The sequence below is a fragment of the Kosakonia sp. MUSA4 genome, assembly GCF_013085925.1.
Taxonomy (GTDB): Bacteria; Pseudomonadota; Gammaproteobacteria; order Enterobacterales; family Enterobacteriaceae; genus Kosakonia; species Kosakonia sacchari_B.
This window is the reverse complement of sequence record NZ_CP025697.1, coordinates 507,027-528,393: the sequence shown is the minus strand read 5'-3', so window position 1 is coordinate 528,393 and position 21,367 is coordinate 507,027. Positions and strand designations below refer to the sequence as shown.

The following is a 21,367-nucleotide window of genomic DNA, read 5'->3' as shown; positions in this document are numbered from 1 at the left end:
TATTTCTGCCGGGCCGAAATAGTAAAGCCAGTCACGAGGACTGGCTTTAATGTAAGCGAAATTTAAGCGCTAACGACGCTATGGACGCCGACGGCCCATAAACAGGCTGACCAGGAACAGGATGATACCGACGATAAAGACGATTTTCGCTGCACCTGCTGCCGTCCCCGCCAGACCACCAAAGCCCAGAGCGGCGGCAATTAACGCGATAACCAGAAATATAATGCCCCAACGAAACATAAGACTCTCCTTTACCATAGTTAATGTCGACCGCTTGCGATGAGCGCTCAGGTTGCTCATCTGCGATGTTTTCCCGTCACGTGTTCGTCGCGCCCGTCCACGCGGGCGCTGACGTTTTCAGGAATTGTTACTTAACTTTGAGATCGTTTTTGACGCTTTTAACGCCCTCAATCGCTTTTGCGATACTTTCGGCGCGTTCACTTTGGGCCTGAGAATCAACCGTACCGGACAACTGCACGACGCCGTCGGTGGTTTCAACTTTCACCTTACGAGACGGTACAATGTCATCGGCCAGCAATTTGGCTTTGATTTCACTGGTGGTAGCGGTGTCGCCCGCATAACCTTTCATTGACTGGTTTTTCCCGTCACGGACATGCAGCTTGTCGCTTACCGAAGCCACACCATCCACACCTTTGGCCACAGAGACAGCCTGTTCGGCCTGTGCCTGGCTTTCAACGAAGCCGCTCAGCGTGACGACTTTGTTGTCCGTTTTGACGGAAATATCGGTGCTTTTAATGCTTTCATGATCCACCAGCGCCGCTTTCACTTTTGCAGTGATGGAGCTGTCATCCATGAATCCACCGACTTTAGTCATCGAGCTGTCGATTTTTTCCCCCGCGCTGGATGCGGCGTTTTGCGCTTTGTCGGTGGTGGTGTTTGCCGCAAAAGCGGAACCACTTGCCACTACAGAGCCCAGCACGACGGCCAGCAGAGTTTTAGAAATCTTCAGTTTTGTCATAGTCATCGATGTCGTTCCTGTTGGTTTGCCCACAATTTGGGCCGCTTGCAGCAACTCGGGCTGCTTAACCGCCATGGCGAAAAATCACCCAATCCAGCGTCGGATAGTTGCGGATACAATGCCGCTACTTATCTGGCTGAGGCAGTTATTAATCTCCTTTAGTGAGAAATATGGTGGATAAAAGACTATTTAACACGCAATGAACGGGACTTTTACCCACCATAAATGTCATCACTTTGTTAAATATAGAACACTATCGATAAAAATCCCGGCTCACAGGTTAAAAAACGAGCAGGGAGGGGAAAAAGGGCGGGTTTTAAGAACATTCCGCAAGGGGCTAAAAAGACAGGAAAAGTGCCGGAGCACGGCGAATACCGTGCTCCGTGGGGGATTAATGCTCGCGAGTTTTGTGGAAAGTCACTTCCGGATAGCGTTCCTGCGTCAGGTTCAGGTTCACCATTGTCGGCGCGATATAGGTCAGGTTATCGCCGCCATCGAGCGCCAGCTGCATCTCGTTCTTACGCTTAAACTCTTCGAATTTCTTCACGTCGCTGCTTTCAACCCAGCGCGCCGTCGCCACGTTAACGGATTCATACACCGCTTCTACGTTGTACTCGCTCTTCAGGCGCGACACGACCACGTCAAACTGCAACACACCGACTGCGCCCACGATCAGATCGTTGTTGGCGATGGGGCGGAACACCTGCACCGCGCCCTCTTCCGAAAGCTGCACCAGCCCCTTCAGCAGCTGTTTCTGCTTCAGCGGATCGCGCAGACGGATACGGCGGAACAGTTCCGGGGCGAAGTTCGGAATACCGGTGAACTTCATCATTTCGCCCTGAGTAAAGGTATCGCCAATCTGAATGGTGCCGTGGTTGTGCAGCCCGATAATGTCGCCAGGATACGCTTCTTCAACGTGAGAACGGTCGCCGGCCATAAAGGTCAGCGCGTCAGAGATAATCACATCTTTACCGGTGCGCACCTGACGCAGCTTCATCCCTTTTTCGTATTTGCCTGACACCACGCGCATAAATGCTACGCGGTCGCGGTGTTTCGGGTCCATGTTCGCCTGGATCTTAAAGACGAAGCCGGTAAATTTGCTGTCGTCCGCTTTCACTTCACGCAGATCCGTTTGACGCGGCATTGGCGCGGGCGCCCACTCAACCAGACCGTCCAGCATATGGTCAACGCCGAAGTTGCCCAGCGCGGTACCGAAGAAGACCGGAGTGATTTCACCGCTCAGGAACAGCTCTTTATCGAACTCGTTGGATGCGCCCTGTACCAGTTCCAGCTCATCACGCAGTTGTTGCGCCAGATCTTCGCCCACCGCGTTGTCGAGATCCGGGTTGTTCAGCCCTTTAACGATACGCACTTCCTGAATCGTATGGCCCTGTCCGGTCTGATAAAGATAGGTTTCATCCTTATAAAGATGGTACACGCCTTTAAATAACTTACCGCAGCCAATCGGCCAGGTGATGGGCGCACAGGCGATCTTCAGCTCGTTTTCCACTTCATCCAGCAATTCCATGGGATCGCGGATGTCACGGTCGAGTTTGTTCATAAAAGTCAGGATCGGCGTATCGCGCAGACGGGTAACTTCCATCAGTTTGCGGGTTCGATCTTCAACGCCTTTTGCCGCATCGATAACCATCAGGCAGCAGTCCACCGCCGTCAGCGTACGGTAGGTATCTTCGGAGAAGTCTTCGTGCCCCGGGGTGTCCAGCAGGTTCACCAGACACTCGCGATACGGGAACTGCATCACGGAAGTGGTGATGGAGATCCCACGCTGCTTTTCCATCTCCATCCAGTCGGATTTTGCATGCTGGTTGGAGCCGCGACCTTTTACCGTACCGGCGGTCTGAATTGCCTGTCCGAACAGCAAGACCTTTTCGGTGATGGTGGTTTTACCCGCATCGGGGTGCGAGATGATGGCGAACGTACGGCGCTTCGCCACCTCTTGTAAATAAGGAGACAACGTCATAATAAAAATCTTCTGTGTAATTGCGCGGCTTCAGGCCACGCGATGAAATACGAAAAATGCGGCTATTGTACTCAACAGCGAAGTGCAGACAATCAATGTTTACACAGGCGTTGCTCCAGTTCGTTCAGGGACGTTACGGTCCAGGTCGGGTTAATACCTTCAGGCAGCGCGCGATTGTGCGCATTCAGCCAGCAGGTGGACAGCCCGGCGTTGATGCCGCCCAGAATGTCAGATTCTGCCGTATCGCCCACCATCATCACGCGATCGCGATCCGGGTTGCCGGCCAGTTGTAGCGCGTGATCGAAGATACGGCGATCGGGCTTGGCGACACCGACTTCTTCGGAGATCACCAATAAATCAAAATAGTCACGCAAGCCGGTGCGTTCCAGGCGGATTTGCTGCAACGCGGTAAAACCGTTGGTGATGATGCCCAGCTTCGCCTTGCCTTTCAGGCTGTCGAGCAGCGAAACGGCACCCGGCAGCGGAGCGCAAATCTCAGCCATCGCATTAAGAAACGCGTCGTTCAGCGAACCCGCCGGAACGTTCAGGCGCTCAGACCAGCCCTGAAAACGGCGGTGTTGCAACTGCAGCGCGGTGATGGCGCCATTCTGGTAATCAACCCACAGTGGCTTATTAACTGACTGATATTCAAGAAAGTCCTGGTCGGTGAATGTCACGCTATAGTCAAGAAACATCCGTTGTAAGCCGCCAAACGCATCAAAGGTGAACAGCGTTTCGTCAGCATCAAAGAGTATCCAGTCCCATTTCATTACATCACCTTTTTAAATTGACAGGGCCATCACTATCGCGTCTTCGCGCCCGTTGGCGGTGGGATAGTAATTGCGGCGGATTGTCGCCTCGTTAAAACCTAAACTTTCATACAGTGCAATCGCGCCCACGTTGGAAGCGCGCACTTCCAGCCACAGGGTTAATACCTCGCGGGCTTCCAGTTCGCGGATCAGATGTTCGAGCAACTGGCGGCCAAACCCTTTCCGTTGCCAGGCGGGATCAACCGCGATGTTGAATAATGTGGCTTCATCCAGCACAACCTGCGTAATGGCGAAAGCCGCCATCTCATCGCCCACCATCAGCCGGTAGTTGAGGTAGCGATCCCCTTGATTGCTGGCGAAGGTCTTTTCGCTCCAGGGGAAGGCGTGCGCCCGTGTTTCAATCTGGTATGCGCGGGCTAAATCAGCCGTGCTGAGGGAAGAAATCGTGTTCATGTTTGCAGATTTGTTGCCATAACGCGGCGCGTGCCGCAGGGTTAGTGCGTAATTCATCCACGCCGGGCGTTGCGACCTGTGCGCCCGCCAGCGACTGCGGTTCATCGACGCCCAGCCACCAACTGTTGCACTGGCTGCCCGGCGGCAGCATCGCGACGCGATCCGGCGTCAACTGTAATACCTGATCCGCTGTAATGGTAAGCGCACGCAGTACGTCGCTCACCAGCGGATCGGCAAGCATCGGCGGTTCGGAAGCGATCATCACCAGACGGATATGCGCAGGTAGCGAAATAGCGATTTCGCCCTGCAACACCGCCGGGCGTCGCAAGCTCCACTGAGTAATGCCCAGTTGCTGTAATTGCCAGTCGCGTCGGGAAGTCATAGCGAAACACTCCTGTGTGTCAGGCGCGCAAATATAGCAAACCCGGCGAAAATTCGCCATCAACGACGTTCGTCAACAAAGAGGCAGTTTGCAGGATAACGTGTATACACAAAATCATTCACACTGCGTCGAGGCGGCAAGACTGCGCAGCCCCAGGAGCTTACATAAGTAAGTGACTGGGGTGTAAAGGTGAAGCCAACAAAGAGGCAGTTTGCAGGATAACGTGTATAATCGCCGCCTGATTTAAACGAGGAACCCCCATTCATGTCTGCTTTTACCCCGGCAAGTGAAGTCTTGCTGCGCCACAGTGACGATTTCGAAACCAACCGCATTCTGTTTGCCGGTGATTTGCAGGATGACCTGCCCGCTCGTCTGGAGACGGCTGAAAGCCGTGCCTGGACGCAACAGTTTCACCAGTGGCAAACCTTAAGCCAGCCGATGGGCGAACGCGCCTGCTACAGCCTGGTCGCTGACAGCGAGACGGTCGGCGAGGTTGATACGCTGATCTATTACTGGCCCAAAAACAAACCTGAAGCGCAGTTTCAATTAATGAACCTGCTGTCGCTGCTGCCAGTGGGCTGCGATATTTTCGTCGTCGGCGAAAACCGTAGCGGCGTGCGAAGCGCCGAGCAGATGCTGGCTGCGTATTGCCCGCTCAACAAGATAGACAGCGCGCGTCGTTGCGGCCTGTATTACGGTCGTCTGGAGAAGAAATCTGACTTTGATGCGAATGGTTTCTGGGGCGAGTATGCGCTGGGCGATCTGACGATCAAAACCCTGCCGGGCGTCTTTAGCCGTGACGGATTAGATGTAGGCAGCCAGTTGTTGCTCTCGACCCTGACCCCGCACACGAAAGGCAAAGTGCTGGATGTTGGTTGCGGTGCCGGTGTACTGGCAGCGGTGCTGGCGAGCCATTCGCCGAAAGTGCGTTTAACCCTGTGCGACGTTTCCGCTCCGGCGGTAGAAGCCAGCCGCGCGACGCTTGCTGCCAACGGCTTTGAAGGTGAGGTTTTTGCCAGTAATGTCTTCTCTGAAGTCACTGGCCGCTTCGATATGATTATCTCCAATCCGCCGTTCCATGATGGCCTGCAAACCAGCCTTGAAGCCGCGCAGACGTTGATACGCGGCGCGGTGCGCCATCTGAACAGCGGCGGCGAGTTGCGCATTGTCGCTAACGCCTTCCTGCCGTACCCGGACCTATTAGATCAGATCTTCGGTTTCCATGAAGTGCTCGCCCAGACCGGACGTTTCAAGGTTTACCGCACAGTGATGACGCGCCAGGCGCTGAAATAATCACTCTTCTCCCGGCGAGCGCTGTTCGCCGGGCATCTCCGCGTTACCCATTCACAGCGCCCATTTTTGCAGCAATCAGTGTTGCTCTCAGCAATTAACTATTGACGAAAAGTTGAAAACATCTAGAATGCGCCTCCGTGGTAACGATACTTCAAATGTATCGATGGTATGCGAAGGTGGCGGAATTGGTAGACGCGCTAGCTTCAGGTGTTAGTGTCCTTACGGACGTGGGGGTTCAAGTCCCCCCCCTCGCACCATAAACCACGCAGATATCGCTCGCACTGTGCGAAGGTGGCGGAATTGGTAGACGCGCTAGCTTCAGGTGTTAGTGTTCTTATGGACGTGGGGGTTCAAGTCCCCCCCCTCGCACCAACGAGGCGATATCTAAAAAGTAAGATGACTGTGCGAAGGTGGCGGAATTGGTAGACGCGCTAGCTTCAGGTGTTAGTGTCCTTACGGACGTGGGGGTTCAAGTCCCCCCCCTCGCACCAGATATCTTATATCTCTCCCTGTATGGCTCCCCTGTTACACCATCATTTTCAAATTCAGCAGCATCATTATCATTCCCCCAACCAGCGCAACACCCGAAGGCAACAAAACAAAATGCCGTAACCGCTTATGGTAAAGCATTGCCGGAGTCAGCAATAAACCCAGCAAAATCACCATCCGCCATGCATCGATCGAAAGATCAGCCAGTGCCAGAACGGCAACAATCATGCCCGGTAAGACGATCCCCCAACCACTTCCCAGCACACGCTGCAACATGTTTTCATCTCTGATATCGATAATGATAACCAATATCATATGACATCATTTCTCATTTGTCAGCATGCTGCCAATACCGCAGTATGAAGATCGCTCATCTTCTGATGACAGACATTCCTTAAGGTGATAAATTAAGCGCTGCTTAAATAAAATTCCAAATCACTAATTTTTCGCGATGACTGTTTCTTCGCGTTATTTCTTTTCTTATCGACTCACTGCGTAGTGTTACATTGTGGATAAATAACGATTTTTAGGTATGACATTACAAACCTGGCAATCTCTGTGTAACAAGAGATATCGTTTGTCTCTGCGACTCTTCTTGCTGCTCAATGCACTCTCAGCAATGTTCTCCATGGCTCTGCCGCTCTATAACCTGCGCGCCTTCACACTGCCAGCGTGTATTATTTTTGCGGCCAGCGTCGTGTTGCCCGCATGGCACAGACACTATCCGAAAAAGAAAATCAGTATCCCATTGATTTCTCTTATGTTCGGCAGCCTTTGGGCATGGCATGTGATCGTGAAGATCGACTTACTCCAGCACAACGCCTCATCGTATTTGTTGATTGCGCTGCTGAATGTCCTCTTTATCGGTTCGATTGCTTTTTCTAATAACATTGCCGCATTTCTGCTGCACTCATTGCCGGTATTTGCCGCTTGCCTCTATTTCTCCGGATCGGAGAGCGAGCTCCGTTTAATATTTAGTTTTGCTTTGCCGGTATTAGGTATCTCCATACAGCATGCGATTCAGAAGCGTAATGATAATTTCGCCCAGGCGTTAATGAACCGTTTAATGCAGGAACGGAAAACCCTGAACGATTTGAGCATGCTGGATCCCCTTACCGGGTTGTATAACCGCCGCGGCCTGCAATCCAAAATCGATAACCTGCTGGCGCTGGATGATAGTTCGCGGTTTGTGCTACTGCTGGATATCGACCACTTCAAAGCTTATAACGACCACTACGGCCATATGATGGGCGATCAGGCGCTGATTCGCGTCTCTGCCGCATTGCGCGATGCCGTGCGTTCCCGCGATATCGTCGCGCGCTTTGGCGGTGAAGAATTCATGATCCTGCTGAATAATACCGATCTGGAACATGCGCGCCTGGCCGCCGAGCGTATTCGTCAGAAAGTGTACGATCTGAAGATCCCGCATATGTTTAATGAAAGTGTCGCCACGAATGTCACCATCAGCATTGGTATTGCACCGTTGCTGGATGACAATATCGACGCCGCTATTGAGCGGGCAGATAAAGCGTTATACGAAGCTAAGCACTTGGGCCGCAATAATATTCTGGTCAGCGGAGAATTGCGTCTCGCCTGAGGCGTAGCTGCGTTAACTTTACGATAAAAATCTTGCTATCGATTTTACCTCTGGCTAGGATTAGCAATCATTATCATTTAGATTCCGCATCCAGCTGGCACCATGACCTACCGTACCGCATCGATCACTGAACATGTTATCTGGCGAAGCCGTCTCGTTGACGAACGCGATTCGCTGGCTAATGCTATGCGGGAAACCATCGCCAGCACGCGCGCCCATCTGCTCGATTTTATTCGCCTTAACGAGCCAGCGCCCTGGCAAGCACAGACGCTGGCAGAATGGTCACGCCCTGCCGCGCTGCAATCGTTGATTGCGACCTATTCCGATCATATTTACCGCCATCAACTGGCGCAGCCGCGCGAAAATAAACCGCTACTGTCACTATGGGCGCAATGGTATCTGGGATTAATGGTGCCGCCCTTGCTACTGGCGCTGTTAACGCAAAAAAGCGCGATTAACCTCGCGCCTGAACATTTTCACGTTGAATTTCATGAAACGGGCCGCGCGGCCTGTTTCTGGATTGATGTGCAGCAGGACCATCAACTGACGTCACAAAATGATGCGCAACGGATTACCGCACTGGTTTCGCAGGCGATGCTCCCGGTAGTTCAGGCACTGGAAGCCACGGGCGATATCAACGGCAAACTTATCTGGAGCAACACCGGCTATCTGATCAACTGGTGTCTGGGTGAGATGATCCCGCTGCTGGGTGAAGCACGCGTCGCGGCATTACGCCAGACCTGCTTCTTCGAAAAACAGCTTTCCGACGGCAGCGACAATCCGCTGTGGCGCACTGTTGTACTGCGCGATGGCGCGCTGGTACGTCGTACCTGCTGCCAGCGCTACCGGTTGCCGGATGTGCAACAGTGCGGTGACTGCACGCTGAAATAATCAGGGAGGCATTACGCCTCCCGCATGATTCTCCTTGATCCTGTTTTAAGCGACCTGTTTTTCATCCTCTGTACGCTGTGCCTCTTCCGCTTCCTGCTCCAGGAGCTGTTTCTCATACACTTTAAAGAAAGGAAAATAGATGACGGCAGAAATACAGGCCAGCAGTACGACAAGGATCGCGGCACGGAAATCCCAGCCGAGCGCCCACGCTCCGCCAATCGGTGCAGGCGCGGTCCACGGCACCACAGAAATCACTCTGCCGATCAGATCCAGCTTCATGGCTGCCCACGCAATAATGGCATTGACCGTTGGTGCCAGCAGGAAAGGAATAAAGAACACCGGATTCATGACGATCGGGGTGCCGAAAATCACCGGCTCATTGATATTGAAGATGCTGGGCACGACGCTCAACCGACCAATCGAGCGCAGGTGAACCGAGCGACTGCGTAAATAGCAGAACACCAGCCCCATTGTCGCGCCAGAGCCACCTATCACGATAAAGAAAGTCCAGAATGCTTCCATAAAGATATGCGGTAACGGTGCGCTCTGCGCCAGCGCGCTCTGGTTGATCCCCAGATTGGTTAACCAGAACATTTGCAGCATGCCCGAAACAATAGCCGCGCCGTGAATCCCGGCAAACCACAACAGATGAGCAATAATCACCGCCAGCAGGATCGCCGGAAGAGAATCCGCCGCCGCCACCAGCGGTTTGAACAGCGCCATAATCGCCTGTGGGATGAGCATATTGAACTGCGACTGGATCAGCAGGCTTAACGGGTAGAGCGTCAATACGACGACAAGCACCGGGATCAACAGATCAAACGAGTTTTTGATCATCGGCGGCACTTGGTCCGGCAGGCGAATGCCAATGTTGTGCGCCTTCAGGAAACGCATCATTTCGACACAGTAAATCGCCACCAGTATTGCGGTGAAAATACCGGTTCCGCCCAGGCTATCCACCGGAAGCGTACCGTTGGTTTTCGGTGCCGCAACCAGTAAAAACGCCATCAGCGACAGCATTGCGCACATGAAAGGGTCGAGCTGGTGCGATTTCACGTAATGCTTACCGAGGTTATAAGCAATCGCCGCACAGATATAAATGGACATAACGCCCATCGTCATATCGAAAGGCGTGAGGATCCGACCTTCATACTGTTTCGCCAGATCCAGCCAGGCGCGCGCAAAGCCCCAGGTGGTATCCGGTGAAAAGGGCGGATAGGCAAAGACCAATAAGAATGAGCCAACAATCATAAACGGCATCGCAGAAATGAAGCCGTCACGGATGGCCATAACATGACGTTGAGAAGAAATCCGCCCGGCGATCGGGCTGACGTAGTTTTCTATAAACCGGAAAATCAGGTTAAACGCAGCATGGTTAGCAGACATATCAGCTCTCCTGTCAGGCTAAAAAAATAAGCGCACCAGCGAATGTTTTGCCGTGCAGCGATCCATTTTTAGGTTTGAAACCATGCGGTTTTTTAAACCAGCATTACGACAAAGCAGTGTAGGTTTCATAGACGGCTCTTTATTTGATTTTATGTACAGAAGGAAGGACAAAATCAGTATTAACCCGCGATGTGGACACTGCAACCGGTTACTGTAACCGGTTTCCGCGATTGTGAAGGCGATCGAGAAACTTTGTAGAGAGGTTTGTTACATCGGGATATTTACATGGATAACAGGCTTATGACAGATTAATGGCGGTCCCAGGCAGGAGAACATCATGAGTTTGCAGTCCGTGCGGCAATTCTTTGCCGACAACGCCCCCGATATCGATATTATTGAACTGAACCAAAGTACCGCGACTGTTGCACTGGCCGCCGCCGCGCATCATGTTGAACCAGGGCAAATCGCCAAGACGCTGTCATTAAAAGTGAAAAACGAAGTCATTCTCGTGGTTGCTAAAGGCGATGCGCGTCTGGATAACAAAAAACTGAAAAACACCTTTGGCGCGAAGGCTCGCATGCTGAGCAGCGATGAGGTTGTTATGGTTACCGGGCATCCGGTGGGCGGCGTCTGTCCGTTTGGGTTAGAAAACCCACTGGCAATCTATTGTGATATCTCACTAAAACAGTATCCGGAAGTCCTGCCCGCTGCGGGAGCTATCCACAGCGCAGTCCGCATTTCTCCTGAGCGAATGGCTGAACTTACTCGCGCAAAATGGATTGACGTTTGCTTGTAACGTCTCAGCGCCAGGTACAGCACGCCTGGCGCTTAAACGTCGCTGAACTACATCAACTCCGACGCTGAACGAGGAGTTGGTGGCCTCCAGGTCAGAATATCTGCGGCATCCAATAACCCGACGTCAGACGTAACGCCCAGCTTCGTCATCGCATTGAATTTATGCGCGCGGATGGTTTTCACGTTCCGATCCAGCAGTGAGGCTATCTCGGCCAGCGAAAAACCGCGCGTCAGGTAATTCAGGATCTCCCACTCTGTAGGGCTGAGCATCCGGCACTGGCTCACGTACCAATTATTAATCATGTTCTCATTAATGCGCCGGGTTTCACCCAGTAGCATCCCCAATTGCTCCTGTAACACAGGCAGCGGAGAGGATTTGCTCAAAATACCATGCAGCCGCGAGGGAGAGAGATGCCCGACCAACTGGGCTTCCCGATCGTCTCCCGCCAGAACAATATGCTGAACACCCGGGTGAGAAAGCGAAAGCCAGTGCAAACACATCAGGCACTCCCGCCGCTCTTTCCGGTGCCCAAAAAGTGAATAGATAACGGAAAAAAAAGGCGTGTGTTTCAGTGCCTGATGAAACACCGAATGCTCTTTAAAAAAATGAAACGAATACTGATTAATAGACGATTCACTAAATAAATGTCGTAATCCCTCCCGACTCATTGTGCACTTTTCAATAATGGCGACATTTCCCTTTTTGTAGCTATTTTCCATTCATTTCGGTCTCCATACATCGCGCCTGAATTCAACTCAGCCATTCCCTGGCTGCTATTAATCCATATATATAAATCTGCATTACTCCGTAATGATAACCGTCTCATTGCACTATTTTTCTGCGCGCTCACTGTTTTATTACTTTTTTTGAGCAGCATAGCAATTTGGTTTATTCCCCAGCCTTTTCCAAGAAGACGTAACACGTTACGTTCAGATAGGGTAAGTATTTTACTTAGGGGAGCATCAGCGGCACTTCTGCTCATTCCCTCTGGCATAAGCGTCTGGCTAATTTCTCCCTCGCTCCCATATCCGTGGCGAATAGCATTAATCACCCCTTCAACGGGTTCCTGGCTGGAGAGTAACGTGATACGTGGGCGTAACAAAAACTCCATGGCCACAGGCAGCACCGTACGTGGAGTGAAAAAGATCCAGTGTGAGCTATCACTTTGAGAAAAAAGAGAATAATAATTCTGACAGCGTCTTCTCGCGTAGAAAAGCTCGTCAGAGATATCAACAATAACCAGGCGAGCGCTCTTTAATTGCAGCAGATCTATCTCTTCTACACAGGAATAATAATTGAGGATGTATTCAGGAAAATTGCGTTCAAGTATACCGCCAATCCCGGCCCTGAGAACCGGAGTCTGGCTAATAACAATCCCATGAGTGTTGTCTGCTGATAACATAAAATCTCCACGTCCATTTGCGAGTTCTATCAATCCGCACGATGACTTTTTTCCAATAGGAACCAATAATAACCACAGATAATGACATTATCTGGATAAGCGTCGCCGTAAGAATTGGCGAAATTTATGAGTTGGGGTCAAACATAAAGAGCCGGAATTATAGTATTACCAACTTACATGTCAATATAACATATCGCCCGCCAGATTATCTCGCGTATTATTAAAAAATAAAAAGGAAATTTAAAATAATCAAAGACAATATAATTAAGATAAAAACAATAATCTTAACAAATGTTTAAGAAATACTTTATGAAAACCAGGCCGTTAGTCGCAAATAATACCGCCCCTTTTCTTTTCATATAATTTTTTATAAAAAAACCTTAAATGAATTCTTAACCGCATAATTTAAGAAAACTTCAGAGCAAATTTCAGCGTGACTTACTGCACAAATCTTGATCTATCTGAGCGCCATTCTGCCTGTCACCTGTGCTAAAACTATCTTTTACGCTCCATCCTTCGCGAGCGTTGTGTTAACAGATACCAGGGTAATCATGCAAACAGACCAGTCATCACAGCGCGCTATTACGCGGCTGTGTATTCAGTGTGGGCTATTTTTGTTGCAGCATGGCGCAGAGAGCGCATTAGTGGAAGAGCTATCAACACGTCTGGGCATCGCGCTGGGTATGGACAGCGTTGAAAGTCTCATCTCCTCTAATGCCATCGTTCTGACAACCATCAAAGACGGGCAATGCCTGACCTCAACGCGTAAAAACAGCGATCGCGGCATCAATATGCACGTAGTAACGGAAATACAGCATATCGTGATCATGACCGAACATAAGCTGCTGGATGCCAGGGATGTTGAAAAGCGGTTTGCCCAGGTTAAACCGCTGCGCTACCCACGCTGGCTGGTCACGCTGATGGTTGGCCTTTCCTGCGCCTGTTTCTGCAAACTCAATAAAGGCGGCTGGGACGGCGCATTTATTACCTTTTGCGCCAGCAGCGTGGCGATGTATGTGCGGCTGCTACTGGCGAATCGCCATATGCATCCACAGATTAATTTCTGCATTACCGCCTTTGTGGCCACCACCGTTTCCGGTTTGATGCTGACACTTCCTGCCTTTATTCATTCATCCACTGTCGCCATGGCCGCCAGCGTGCTGTTGCTGGTACCCGGTTTTCCGCTGATCAACGCGGTTGCCGATATGTTCAAAGGCCATATCAACACGGGTCTTGCGCGCTGGGCCATCGCCAGCTTATTAACCCTCGCCACCTGTATCGGCGTGGTGATGGCAATGACACTGTGGGGGCTACGCGGATGGATGTAATCGCCTTTGTTCTGGCTCTTATGCAAGATATGTTGCTGGCCGCAATCCCCGCAGTCGGGTTTGCCATGGTTTTCAACGTTCCGCATCGCGCCCTGCCCTGGTGTGCGCTCCTTGGCGCACTGGGCCACGGTTCCCGCTTTGCGCTGATGTACTGGGGTTTTAATATCGAATGGTCAACCTTTGTAGCCGCCATGCTGGTCGGATCGATAGGCATTCGCTGGTCGCGATGGTATCTGGCGCATCCTAAAGTGTTTACCGTGGCGGCCGTCATTCCGATGTTTCCGGGCATCTCGGCCTACACAGCGATGGTTTCCGCGGTGAAAATTGGCCACTTCGGTTACAGCGAAGAGTTAATGATCCTGTTACTGACGAATTTCCTGAAAGCCTCATCGATCGTTGGCGCGCTTTCTATTGGCCTGTCGATTCCCGGCCTGTGGATATACCGCAGACGCCCGCGCGTTTGAGATTTGTTTTCTGTCGCGGCCATGGTGATAATCCACAGACAAATGACGGCCAGTAAGGAGTGGATGTGGAACACCATGGCAGCGATCTTTCCGAACGTTTTGACGAATCCAACCTGAAAGACAAAATTTTCATCAGCGCCATCGCTCTGTTTGCCGAATACGGCCTGACAGGCGCACGCATGGAGCAAATCGCCGAACGCGCCGCCACCACAAAACGCATGGTGGTGTACCATTTCAAAACCAAAGAAAACCTCTATTTACAGGTACTTGAATACGTTTATACCATGATTCGCCGCAGCGAGAAAAAGCTGAATCTTGCAGATATGCCGCCCGTAGAGGCGATGGTGCAACTGGTCGAAAGCACTTTCGATTACCATGCCGATCACCCTGATTTCATTCGTATTATCTGTATGGAGAACATGCAGCGCGGGCGCTTTATCCAGCAATCGGTCCTGCTGCGCGATGTGAACCGCAGCGCGTTGACCTTACTGGAAGATATTCTCCGCCGCGGCCAGCAAAAAAGGCTGTTTAATAAAAACGTCAATGCCCGCGATGTTCACCGTCTGATGAGCAGTTTCAGCTTTCACTACGTCGCCAACAGCTACTCTTTTTCCATGCTGTTTGAAGAGAACCCTGATGCGACTGCGCAGCGCCAGTACTATCGGGAGATGGCAGTCGAGGTTGTGCTGCGTTATATCTGTCCGTAAAAAATACCTTGCAATTAAATCGCACACTACCTATATTAAAAAACATGAAAACGACACCGACCAAAAACGCGCAGCTCGCCTTAGATAACCAGTTTTGTTTTGCACTCTACTCAACAAACCTGGCGCTGCATAAGCTCTACCGGCAGCTTCTGGCCCCGCTGAACCTTACCTATCCGCAGTATCTGGTCATGCTGGTGCTGTGGGAACAGGACGATATCACCGTGTCAGAGATTGGTGAGCGCCTGTTTCTGGATTCAGCAACGCTGACGCCGCTGCTTAAACGGCTGGAAAGCGCAGGGCTGATCCGCCGTCAGCGTTCACGCCAGGATGAGCGGCAAGTGGTGATTACGTTAAGCGAAAGTGGGCGCACATTGCAGCAGCAAGCGACGTCCATTCCGGAAGCGATAGGCTGCGCCATGGCCTGCGATAACGCAACGCTGCACGATATCAAGCAGCAACTGGAACAGCTTCGCCAGAACTTTCAGCGGGCATAAACTCCCTTTTGCGGGGAGTTTATCTCAATCAACTAAATAGCACGCTATTTTATAGCAAACTCTCAAGATAATTAAGGAACCTGCCATGTCATTAGAAAAAGTCGTCTACACCGCTAAAGCTAAAGCCACCGGAGGCCGTGACGGCCGCGCAACCTCTTCAGACGGTGTTCTGGATGTCAAACTGGGCGTGCCAAAAGAGATGGGCGGCGCAGGCGGTGAAGTGACCAACCCGGAACAACTGTTCGCTGCGGGTTACTCCGCCTGCTTCCTGGGCGCCATGAAGTTCGTCGCGGGCCGCGACAAAATAGCCATACCGAAAGAGGCGTTTATCGAAGGTGAAGTCGGCATTGGTCCGCTGCCTACCGGTTTCGGTATCGAAGCGAAACTGAATATCCATCTGCCTGGTATGGACGCAGCCGAAGCGAAAAAACTGGTCGATGCCGCGCACATCGTTTGCCCTTATTCCAACGCTACCCGTGGCAACATCGACGTTACGCTGAACATTATTGCGTAACGCGCAAGCGAACACTTTGGGAAAATCAACAGCCGGGGAAACCCGGCTTTTTTCATGCTGTACTGCCCTTTCCGCTCACTGTGTTACTATGTGTCATTATGCCTGTGCGAAAAAAACACAGAGCGCCTTATCCGTAGTAATCCTGTTTGAGAACGCGTTATGTCTTCCAAAATCCTGACATCGAATGTCATCGGCATTGATGAATTTGTGCGCGATCACGCCAGTGTCCTGGCCCGCGCGGAAGGCGGTGCTGTCGCTGTTTTTGCCAATAACAGCCCCGCGTTTTATGCCGTTACGCCGCAGCGCCTTGAGCAATTACTGGAACTTGAAGCCCGCCTTGCGCGGCCAGCCAGCGACATTGCCCTTGATGCACAATTTTATGAAGAACCCACCGCCGCGCCGGTGAATGTGCCGATGGGCAAATTCGCCATGTACGCCGGCTGGCAACCGGATGCAGACTTCCAGCGTCTGGCTGCGTTGTGGGGCATTGCGTTAACGCAGCCCGTTACGCCGGAAGAGCTGGCTTCGTTTGTTGCCTACTGGCAGGCCGAAGGCAAAGTATTCCACCATGTGCAGTGGCAGCAAAAGCTGGCGCGCAGCGTACAAATCGGTCGTACCAGCCAGAATGGCGCGGCGAAACGCGATATCAATGCACTGTCAGAACCGGACAATCAAATCCCACCAGGCTTTAGAGGATAACGATGAAAAACGTCGGCGAATTGATGAAGCGACTGCAAAAGATGATGCCCGCCAACACCGAGCCCGCCTTTAAAACGGGCGAGGAGCTAATGGCCTGGCAGAAAGAACAGGGCGCAATCCGTTCGGCGGCGCTGGAGCGAGAAAACCGCGCAATGAAAATGCAGCGTACTTTTAATCGCTCCGGCATTCGTCCGCTGCACCAGAACTGCTCTTTTGAAAATTACCGGGTCGAAACGGAGGGCCAGATGCGCGCCCTCAGCCAGGCGCGGCAATATGTCGAAGAGTTTGACGGTAATATCGCCAGTTTTATCTTTTCCGGCAAACCAGGCACCGGCAAGAATCACCTCGCCGCCGCCATCTGCAATGAGCTGTTGCTGCGCGGGAAATCGGTGCTGATCATTACCGTTGCCGACATTATGTCTGCCATGAAAGAGACGTTCGGCAATCGCGAAAGCAGCGAAGAACAGTTGCTGAACGATCTAAGCAGCGTCGATCTGCTGGTGATTGACGAAATCGGCATGCAGACAGAATCCCGCTACGAAAAAGTCATTATCAACCAGATAGTCGACAGGCGTTCTTCGTCCAAACGCCCGACCGGCATGCTCACTAACAGTAATCTGGAAGAGATGAATAAACTGCTGGGCGAGCGCGTAATGGACAGGATGCGTCTCGGCAACAGTCTGTGGGTGATCTTCAACTGGGAGAGCTACCGTAGCCGCGTCACCGGTAAAGAGTATTGAGAGTTTTCACCTCTGTGGCGGATCTGCGCAGGTGTATACTCAGCGCTTTACTGAAACATCAGGATATGCACGATATGAAATTCGCTAAACGCCTGCTCTGCGCGGCTGCCATCAGCAGCGCCCTGCTAACCAGCTTTGCCAATGCCGCTTCCTGGCAGGATACGCTCTCCAGCGCTGCCAACCAGCTCAGCCAGAAAAACCAGAGCAGCACCGCTTCGCAGCAGGGTGGGTTGTCGCTCTCCTCCCTGACCGGCTTGCTTAACGGCGGTAATCAGGCGCTCAGTTCAAATACCATGAACAATGCGGCAGGCGTAATGTCCTGGTGCGCCAAAAACAAGCTCTCCTCGCTCACCAACACTGAGAATGTAAAAAACCAGGTGCTGGATAAACTGGGGCTCGGCGCCAGCCAGCAGAAACAAGACACCAATTATCTGGATGGCCTTCAGGGTATGCTGAACACCAAAAACGGCGAGCAGTTGAACCTGAGCAACATCGGCAGCACACCGCTGGCAGAAAAAGTGAAGTCAAAAGCCTGCGATATTGTTCTGAAACAGGGCGTCAACTTCCTCTCCTGATCTTCCGCCGCGTTGAGCGCTTTTTCGGCCTGAACGCGGCATTTCCCCCTCTCTTTCTCCACCGTTCCGCCAGTTCACAGACGTGATGCACAACAAAATTGTCGTTTTCTAAACCATTTCTGAATCAACTCAGAATAAAGTGACACTACAATTGCAGCAGTGTGACATCACCATTAAATTAGTTCTCCTGTCACAAAAATGATTAACCAGCAATATGTCTGGTCTTGATGAGGAATGACGGTTGTCCGAGTTGCTCTCTATTGCTCTGTTTATCGCCTCGGTTGTGATTTACGCCTGTAAGGCGGGGCGAAATAGCTGGTGGTTTACTGCAACGCTGCTGGTATTGGGTCTGTTTATTATTTTGAATATCACGCTGTACGCCAGCAATTACTTTACCGGCGATGGCATTAACGATGCAGTGTTGTACACCCTCACCAACAGTCTGACCGGTGCGGGCATCAGCAAATACATGTTACCCGGGGCGGGGCTGGTTCTCGCGCTGGTGGCGTTGTTCTGCGCGCTGGGCTGGGTACTGCGCCGCCGTCGCCATCTGCCCCATCATTTTGGCTACAGCTTGCTGGCACTGGCGCTGGCGCTGGGTTCGGTCGATGCCAGCCCGGCATTCCGCCAGATCACCGAACTGGTGAAATCCCAGACGCGTGAGGGCGATCCCGACTTCGCCACGTTTTATAAAGTCCCGGCGAAGAAGATCCCGGAGCCGAAACTCAACCTGGTCTACATCTACGGCGAAAGTCTGGAGCGCACCTACTTCAATGAAGAGGCTTTTCCTGGCCTGACGCCGGAACTGGGCGCGCTGAAGGCGCAAAGCCTCGACTTTAGCCATACGGAACAACTCCCCGGCACGGATTACACCATCGCTGGCATGGTCGCCTCACAGTGCGGCATTCCACTGTTCGCGCCTTTTGAAGGCAACGCTTCCGCTTCGGTATCCAGTTTCTTCCCGCAGAATCTTTGCCTCGGCGACATTCTGAAAAATTCCGGCTACGAGAACCATTTTATCCAGGGCGCGAATCTGCGCTTTGCCGGGAAAGATGTGTTCCTGAAATCGCACGGTTTTGATTACCTCGTTGGCGCAGAAGAGCTGAAAAACCAGGTCGCCGATCCCCACTACCGTAATGACTGGGGCTTCTACGATGATACGGTGCTGGATGCCGTCTGGAAACGCTACGAAGAGCTGTCGCGCGCGGGCAAACGCTTCTCACTGTTCGCGCTGACCGTCGATACGCACCATCCGGATGGTTTTATCTCGCGCACCTGCGAGCGAAAAAGTTACAGCTATGATGGCAAGCCGAACCAGTCATTCAGCGCCGTCACCTGCAGCCAGCAGCATATCGCGGCGTTGATCAATAAGATCAAAGCGTCGCCGTGGTTTAAAGACACGGTGATCGTGGTCTCTTCCGATCATCTGGCGATGAACAACACGGCATGGAAATACCTTAACAAACAAGATCGTAGCGATCTGTTCTTTGTGATGCGCGGCGATGAGCGCCAGGAGGATGTTTCCGGGATCAAACGCAGCACGCTGGATAACGGCGCAACCGTGCTCGATATCCTCGGCGGCGACAACTTCCTCGGCCTTGGGCGCAGCAGTATTTCCGGCCAGTCGCTCTCCGGTGTATTCCTGAATATGAAAGAGAAAGTGCTGGCCTGGAAACCGGACGTCATTCGCCTGTGGAACTTCCCGAAAACGATGAAGGAGTTCACGGTGAATAGCCAGAAACAGATGGTCGCCTTCTCCGGCAGCGAGTTCCGTTTACCGCTGCTGGTGCGCGTTTCCAGTCATCGCGTTGAACCGCTACCGGAAAGCGAATACTCCGCGCCGCTGCGCTTCCAGCTTGCCGACTTTGCGCCGCGCGATAACTTCGTGTGGATCGATCAGTGCTACAAAATGGCGCGCCTGTGGTCGCCAGAACTGGCGCTCTCTACCGACTGGTGCGTCTCGCAGGGGCAGCTCGGCGGCGAACAGCAGGTTCAGCATATTGATAAGGCATTGTGGAAAGGCAAAACCGCGTTTAAAGAGAGCGTGATCAGCGCCGATCGCTACCAGAATAATGTCGATACGCTGAAGATCCTCGATAACAACATTCGCTACAAAGCCGACAGCTTTGTCTTCAACGTTCCCGGCGCGCCGGAAGAGGTGAAAGCATTCAACGGCATTTCCCGCCCGGAAAGCTGGGGGCGCTGGTCCAACGCGCAGTTGGGCAAAGAAGTGTCGATTGAATATAACCAGCCGCTACCGGAACATTTCGAACTGGTCATTACCGCCAAAGCGTATGGCCCGAACGCCAACCGCCCTATTCCGGTGCGTGTCGGCGATGAAGAGCAAACCCTGACGCTGGATAACACGCTCAGCACCACGACATTGCGCTTCAATAATCCGTCCCGCAGCAGCACGCTGGTGATTGTCCCGCCGGACCCGCAATCCACCAACGAAGGGAATATTCTCGGTCACTCGCCGCGTCAGCTTGGAATCGGGCTGGCGGAAATCAAAGTATTGAGTGACGAAGGTTAAAAATCGAAGGCTGGCCGTTACAGGTCAGCCTTCATCTCATACTGGCTGAGCGCAAGCCTGCTGTAACCCGCACGTTCGAACAGCGGCGCAAACGCGCCGGGCACCACCACCGAGGTGCTAAGACCGGGAAAATGCTGATTCAACGCCTGCAAAAGTTCACTGGCAAATCCTCTGCGCCGGTACTCCGTCTCCACATAAATAAACCGTAGCTGCGGCGTCTCCATGTGCGTGGCAACCACCGCCAGCGCATGATTGCGGTACTCAAACGCCCGCGCCGGTAATGATGCGGCAGAGAGCGGATCGGTCAGCCAGGAGAGCGCGGCATTACTCTCGCAGACTGCTTTGCGCACCACGATCAGCGGATCAATTTCCCGCAACGCATTATCTTCGCCGTCCACCTCTTTCGCGCCCTGAAAGCCATACAGTGGCTGGACGGTGGTAAAGCCGAGTGAGTGATACAGAGCAACCGCCGGATGATTATCCTGAATGACTTCCAGTCGCAGCAACCGCACGCCCTTATCGCGCAACGCGGTTATTAAGGGAGGGAGGAGCCGTTTGCTCAGCCCCTGCGCTCGATACTGCGGGCGAATGGCGAACGCTGCCAGCCTCGCCGATGCGCCGCGCCGGGTGATCAGGGCCACCGCCGCAGGTTCCTCGCCATCCAGCCAGACGCAGGAGTCCACGAGGCTAAGCCCTTCGGCGCTAAAACGCTGGGCAAAGACCGCTGGCGGCAACGAAAACGGCATGCTGTAACCTTCAAAACATTGCCCAACCAGGGCGGCAAGTTGCGTGCAACTGTAGTGAATGGCAGGGATAGCGACGAAGTTCATAAGGCTTCTCCACGAAAGGATGCAGTGAGCATAGCACGGGGAAGCGGGGGGAAAACGCGCCCTG

Annotated in this window: 24 protein-coding genes and 3 tRNA genes; 16 read left to right on the top strand and 11 right to left on the bottom strand. The window is 52.5% G+C overall.

Annotated elements, in window-relative coordinates; all coding sequences use genetic code 11:
* Window positions 1-78 precede the first annotated feature (78 nt).
* The 6 genes from C0557_RS02520 to C0557_RS02495 all read right to left on the bottom strand — a co-directional run bounded on the left by C0557_RS02520 (window position 79) and on the right by C0557_RS02495 (window position 4,565).
* Window positions 79-240, bottom strand: coding sequence for a DUF1328 domain-containing protein (locus C0557_RS02520; protein ID WP_007373037.1), 162 nt, complete (start codon window positions 238-240; stop codon window positions 79-81).
* A 127-nt stretch (window positions 241-367) separates the two neighbouring features.
* Window positions 368-985 carry a molecular chaperone OsmY gene (gene osmY, locus C0557_RS02515; protein WP_208657387.1) on the bottom strand — a complete coding sequence of 206 codons (618 nt, stop codon included), beginning with the start codon at window positions 983-985 and terminating at the stop codon, window positions 368-370.
* Window positions 986-1,370: 385 nt separating this feature from the next.
* A complete protein-coding gene (gene prfC, locus C0557_RS02510) occupies window positions 1,371-2,960 on the bottom strand; it encodes a peptide chain release factor 3 (RefSeq protein WP_208657386.1) in 1,590 nt (529 codons plus the stop codon).
* Between the two features lie 92 nt (window positions 2,961-3,052).
* Window positions 3,053-3,730, bottom strand: coding sequence for a pyrimidine 5'-nucleotidase (yjjG, locus tag C0557_RS02505; RefSeq protein WP_043955126.1), 678 nt, complete (start codon window positions 3,728-3,730; stop codon window positions 3,053-3,055).
* A gap of 12 nt (window positions 3,731-3,742) precedes the next feature.
* A complete protein-coding gene (rimI, locus tag C0557_RS02500; RefSeq protein WP_007373033.1) occupies window positions 3,743-4,183 on the bottom strand; it encodes a ribosomal protein S18-alanine N-acetyltransferase in 441 nt (146 codons plus the stop codon).
* Window positions 4,152-4,565, bottom strand: a complete 414-nt coding sequence (locus C0557_RS02495) for a DNA polymerase III subunit psi (RefSeq protein ID WP_208657385.1) — start codon at window positions 4,563-4,565, stop codon at window positions 4,152-4,154. The genes rimI and C0557_RS02495 overlap by 32 nt, the downstream gene beginning before the upstream one ends.
* 264 nt (window positions 4,566-4,829) lie before the next feature.
* On the opposite strand from C0557_RS02495, the gene rsmC reads away from it, so the two are divergent.
* The 4 genes from rsmC to C0557_RS02475 all read left to right on the top strand — a co-directional run bounded on the left by rsmC (window position 4,830) and on the right by C0557_RS02475 (window position 6,349).
* Complete coding sequence (rsmC, locus tag C0557_RS02490; protein ID WP_208657384.1) at window positions 4,830-5,858, top strand: 16S rRNA (guanine(1207)-N(2))-methyltransferase RsmC; 1,029 nt, start codon at window positions 4,830-4,832, stop codon at window positions 5,856-5,858.
* Between the two features lie 170 nt (window positions 5,859-6,028).
* A tRNA-Leu gene (locus tag C0557_RS02485) sits at window positions 6,029-6,115 on the top strand.
* A gap of 28 nt (window positions 6,116-6,143) precedes the next feature.
* Window positions 6,144-6,230, top strand: a tRNA-Leu gene (locus tag C0557_RS02480).
* 32 nt (window positions 6,231-6,262) lie between these two features.
* A tRNA-Leu gene (locus C0557_RS02475) sits at window positions 6,263-6,349 on the top strand.
* A 34-nt stretch (window positions 6,350-6,383) separates the two neighbouring features.
* Here C0557_RS02475 and C0557_RS02470 read toward each other — a convergent pair.
* Complete coding sequence (locus tag C0557_RS02470; protein ID WP_208657383.1) at window positions 6,384-6,662, bottom strand: DUF1435 domain-containing protein; 279 nt, start codon at window positions 6,660-6,662, stop codon at window positions 6,384-6,386.
* Window positions 6,663-6,879: 217 nt separating this feature from the next.
* Between C0557_RS02470 and C0557_RS02465 the strand changes: the two genes are divergently transcribed.
* Window positions 6,880-7,944, top strand: a complete 1,065-nt coding sequence (locus C0557_RS02465) for a GGDEF domain-containing protein (protein ID WP_208657382.1) — start codon at window positions 6,880-6,882, stop codon at window positions 7,942-7,944.
* Between the two features lie 102 nt (window positions 7,945-8,046).
* On the top strand, window positions 8,047-8,835 hold the full coding sequence (gene fhuF, locus C0557_RS02460) for a siderophore-iron reductase FhuF (RefSeq protein ID WP_208657381.1): 789 nt from the start codon (window positions 8,047-8,049) through the stop codon (window positions 8,833-8,835).
* 45 nt (window positions 8,836-8,880) lie between these two features.
* Here the strand turns inward: fhuF and C0557_RS02455 are convergent, their stop codons facing one another.
* The gene (locus C0557_RS02455) at window positions 8,881-10,221 is read right to left on the bottom strand and encodes a PTS sugar transporter subunit IIC (RefSeq protein ID WP_074774781.1); all 1,341 of its coding nucleotides are present in this window, start codon (window positions 10,219-10,221) and stop codon (window positions 8,881-8,883) included.
* A gap of 337 nt (window positions 10,222-10,558) precedes the next feature.
* Here C0557_RS02455 and C0557_RS02450 point away from each other — a divergent pair, with 337 nt between their 5' ends.
* Window positions 10,559-11,017, top strand: coding sequence for a YbaK/EbsC family protein (locus C0557_RS02450; RefSeq protein WP_043955135.1), 459 nt, complete (start codon window positions 10,559-10,561; stop codon window positions 11,015-11,017).
* A gap of 47 nt (window positions 11,018-11,064) precedes the next feature.
* Here the strand turns inward: C0557_RS02450 and bglJ are convergent, their stop codons facing one another.
* Window positions 11,065-11,685, bottom strand: a complete 621-nt coding sequence (gene bglJ / locus C0557_RS02445) for a DNA-binding transcriptional activator BglJ (protein ID WP_071892777.1) — start codon at window positions 11,683-11,685, stop codon at window positions 11,065-11,067.
* Window positions 11,682-12,419, bottom strand: a complete 738-nt coding sequence (locus tag C0557_RS02440; RefSeq protein WP_208657380.1) for a LuxR C-terminal-related transcriptional regulator — start codon at window positions 12,417-12,419, stop codon at window positions 11,682-11,684. Before C0557_RS02440 ends, bglJ begins: the two co-directional genes overlap by 4 nt.
* A 551-nt stretch (window positions 12,420-12,970) precedes the next feature.
* Between C0557_RS02440 and C0557_RS02435 the strand changes: the two genes are divergently transcribed.
* The 9 genes from C0557_RS02435 (at window position 12,971) to opgB (ending at window position 20,473) form a co-directional block, all read left to right on the top strand.
* Complete coding sequence (locus C0557_RS02435) at window positions 12,971-13,747, top strand: threonine/serine exporter ThrE family protein (protein ID WP_074774772.1); 777 nt, start codon at window positions 12,971-12,973, stop codon at window positions 13,745-13,747.
* Window positions 13,738-14,211, top strand: a complete 474-nt coding sequence (locus C0557_RS02430) for a threonine/serine exporter (protein WP_074774769.1) — start codon at window positions 13,738-13,740, stop codon at window positions 14,209-14,211. Before C0557_RS02435 ends, C0557_RS02430 begins: the two co-directional genes overlap by 10 nt.
* Window positions 14,212-14,276: 65 nt before the next feature.
* Window positions 14,277-14,918 carry a TetR family transcriptional regulator gene (locus tag C0557_RS02425; protein ID WP_208657379.1) on the top strand — a complete coding sequence of 214 codons (642 nt, stop codon included), beginning with the start codon at window positions 14,277-14,279 and terminating at the stop codon, window positions 14,916-14,918.
* Window positions 14,919-14,962: 44 nt separating this feature from the next.
* Window positions 14,963-15,412 carry a MarR family winged helix-turn-helix transcriptional regulator gene (locus C0557_RS02420; RefSeq protein ID WP_208657378.1) on the top strand — a complete coding sequence of 150 codons (450 nt, stop codon included), beginning with the start codon at window positions 14,963-14,965 and terminating at the stop codon, window positions 15,410-15,412.
* Window positions 15,413-15,497: 85 nt separating this feature from the next.
* On the top strand, window positions 15,498-15,926 hold the full coding sequence (locus C0557_RS02415) for an organic hydroperoxide resistance protein (protein WP_074774761.1): 429 nt from the start codon (window positions 15,498-15,500) through the stop codon (window positions 15,924-15,926).
* A 159-nt stretch (window positions 15,927-16,085) separates the two neighbouring features.
* Window positions 16,086-16,625, top strand: a complete 540-nt coding sequence (gene dnaT, locus C0557_RS02410; RefSeq protein ID WP_074774758.1) for a primosomal protein DnaT — start codon at window positions 16,086-16,088, stop codon at window positions 16,623-16,625.
* A 2-nt stretch (window positions 16,626-16,627) separates the two neighbouring features.
* Complete coding sequence (gene dnaC / locus C0557_RS02405) at window positions 16,628-17,365, top strand: DNA replication protein DnaC (protein ID WP_208657377.1); 738 nt, start codon at window positions 16,628-16,630, stop codon at window positions 17,363-17,365.
* Between the two features lie 74 nt (window positions 17,366-17,439).
* The gene (locus C0557_RS02400; RefSeq protein WP_208657376.1) at window positions 17,440-17,940 is read left to right on the top strand and encodes a DUF2501 domain-containing protein; all 501 of its coding nucleotides are present in this window, start codon (window positions 17,440-17,442) and stop codon (window positions 17,938-17,940) included.
* Window positions 17,941-18,181: 241 nt separating this feature from the next.
* Window positions 18,182-20,473 carry a phosphatidylglycerol--membrane-oligosaccharide glycerophosphotransferase gene (gene opgB, locus C0557_RS02395; protein ID WP_208657375.1) on the top strand — a complete coding sequence of 764 codons (2,292 nt, stop codon included), beginning with the start codon at window positions 18,182-18,184 and terminating at the stop codon, window positions 20,471-20,473.
* A 17-nt stretch (window positions 20,474-20,490) separates the two neighbouring features.
* Here the strand turns inward: opgB and C0557_RS02390 are convergent, their stop codons facing one another.
* Window positions 20,491-21,303 carry a GNAT family N-acetyltransferase gene (locus C0557_RS02390; RefSeq protein WP_208657374.1) on the bottom strand — a complete coding sequence of 271 codons (813 nt, stop codon included), beginning with the start codon at window positions 21,301-21,303 and terminating at the stop codon, window positions 20,491-20,493.
* Between the last annotated feature and the right edge of the window lie 64 nt (window positions 21,304-21,367).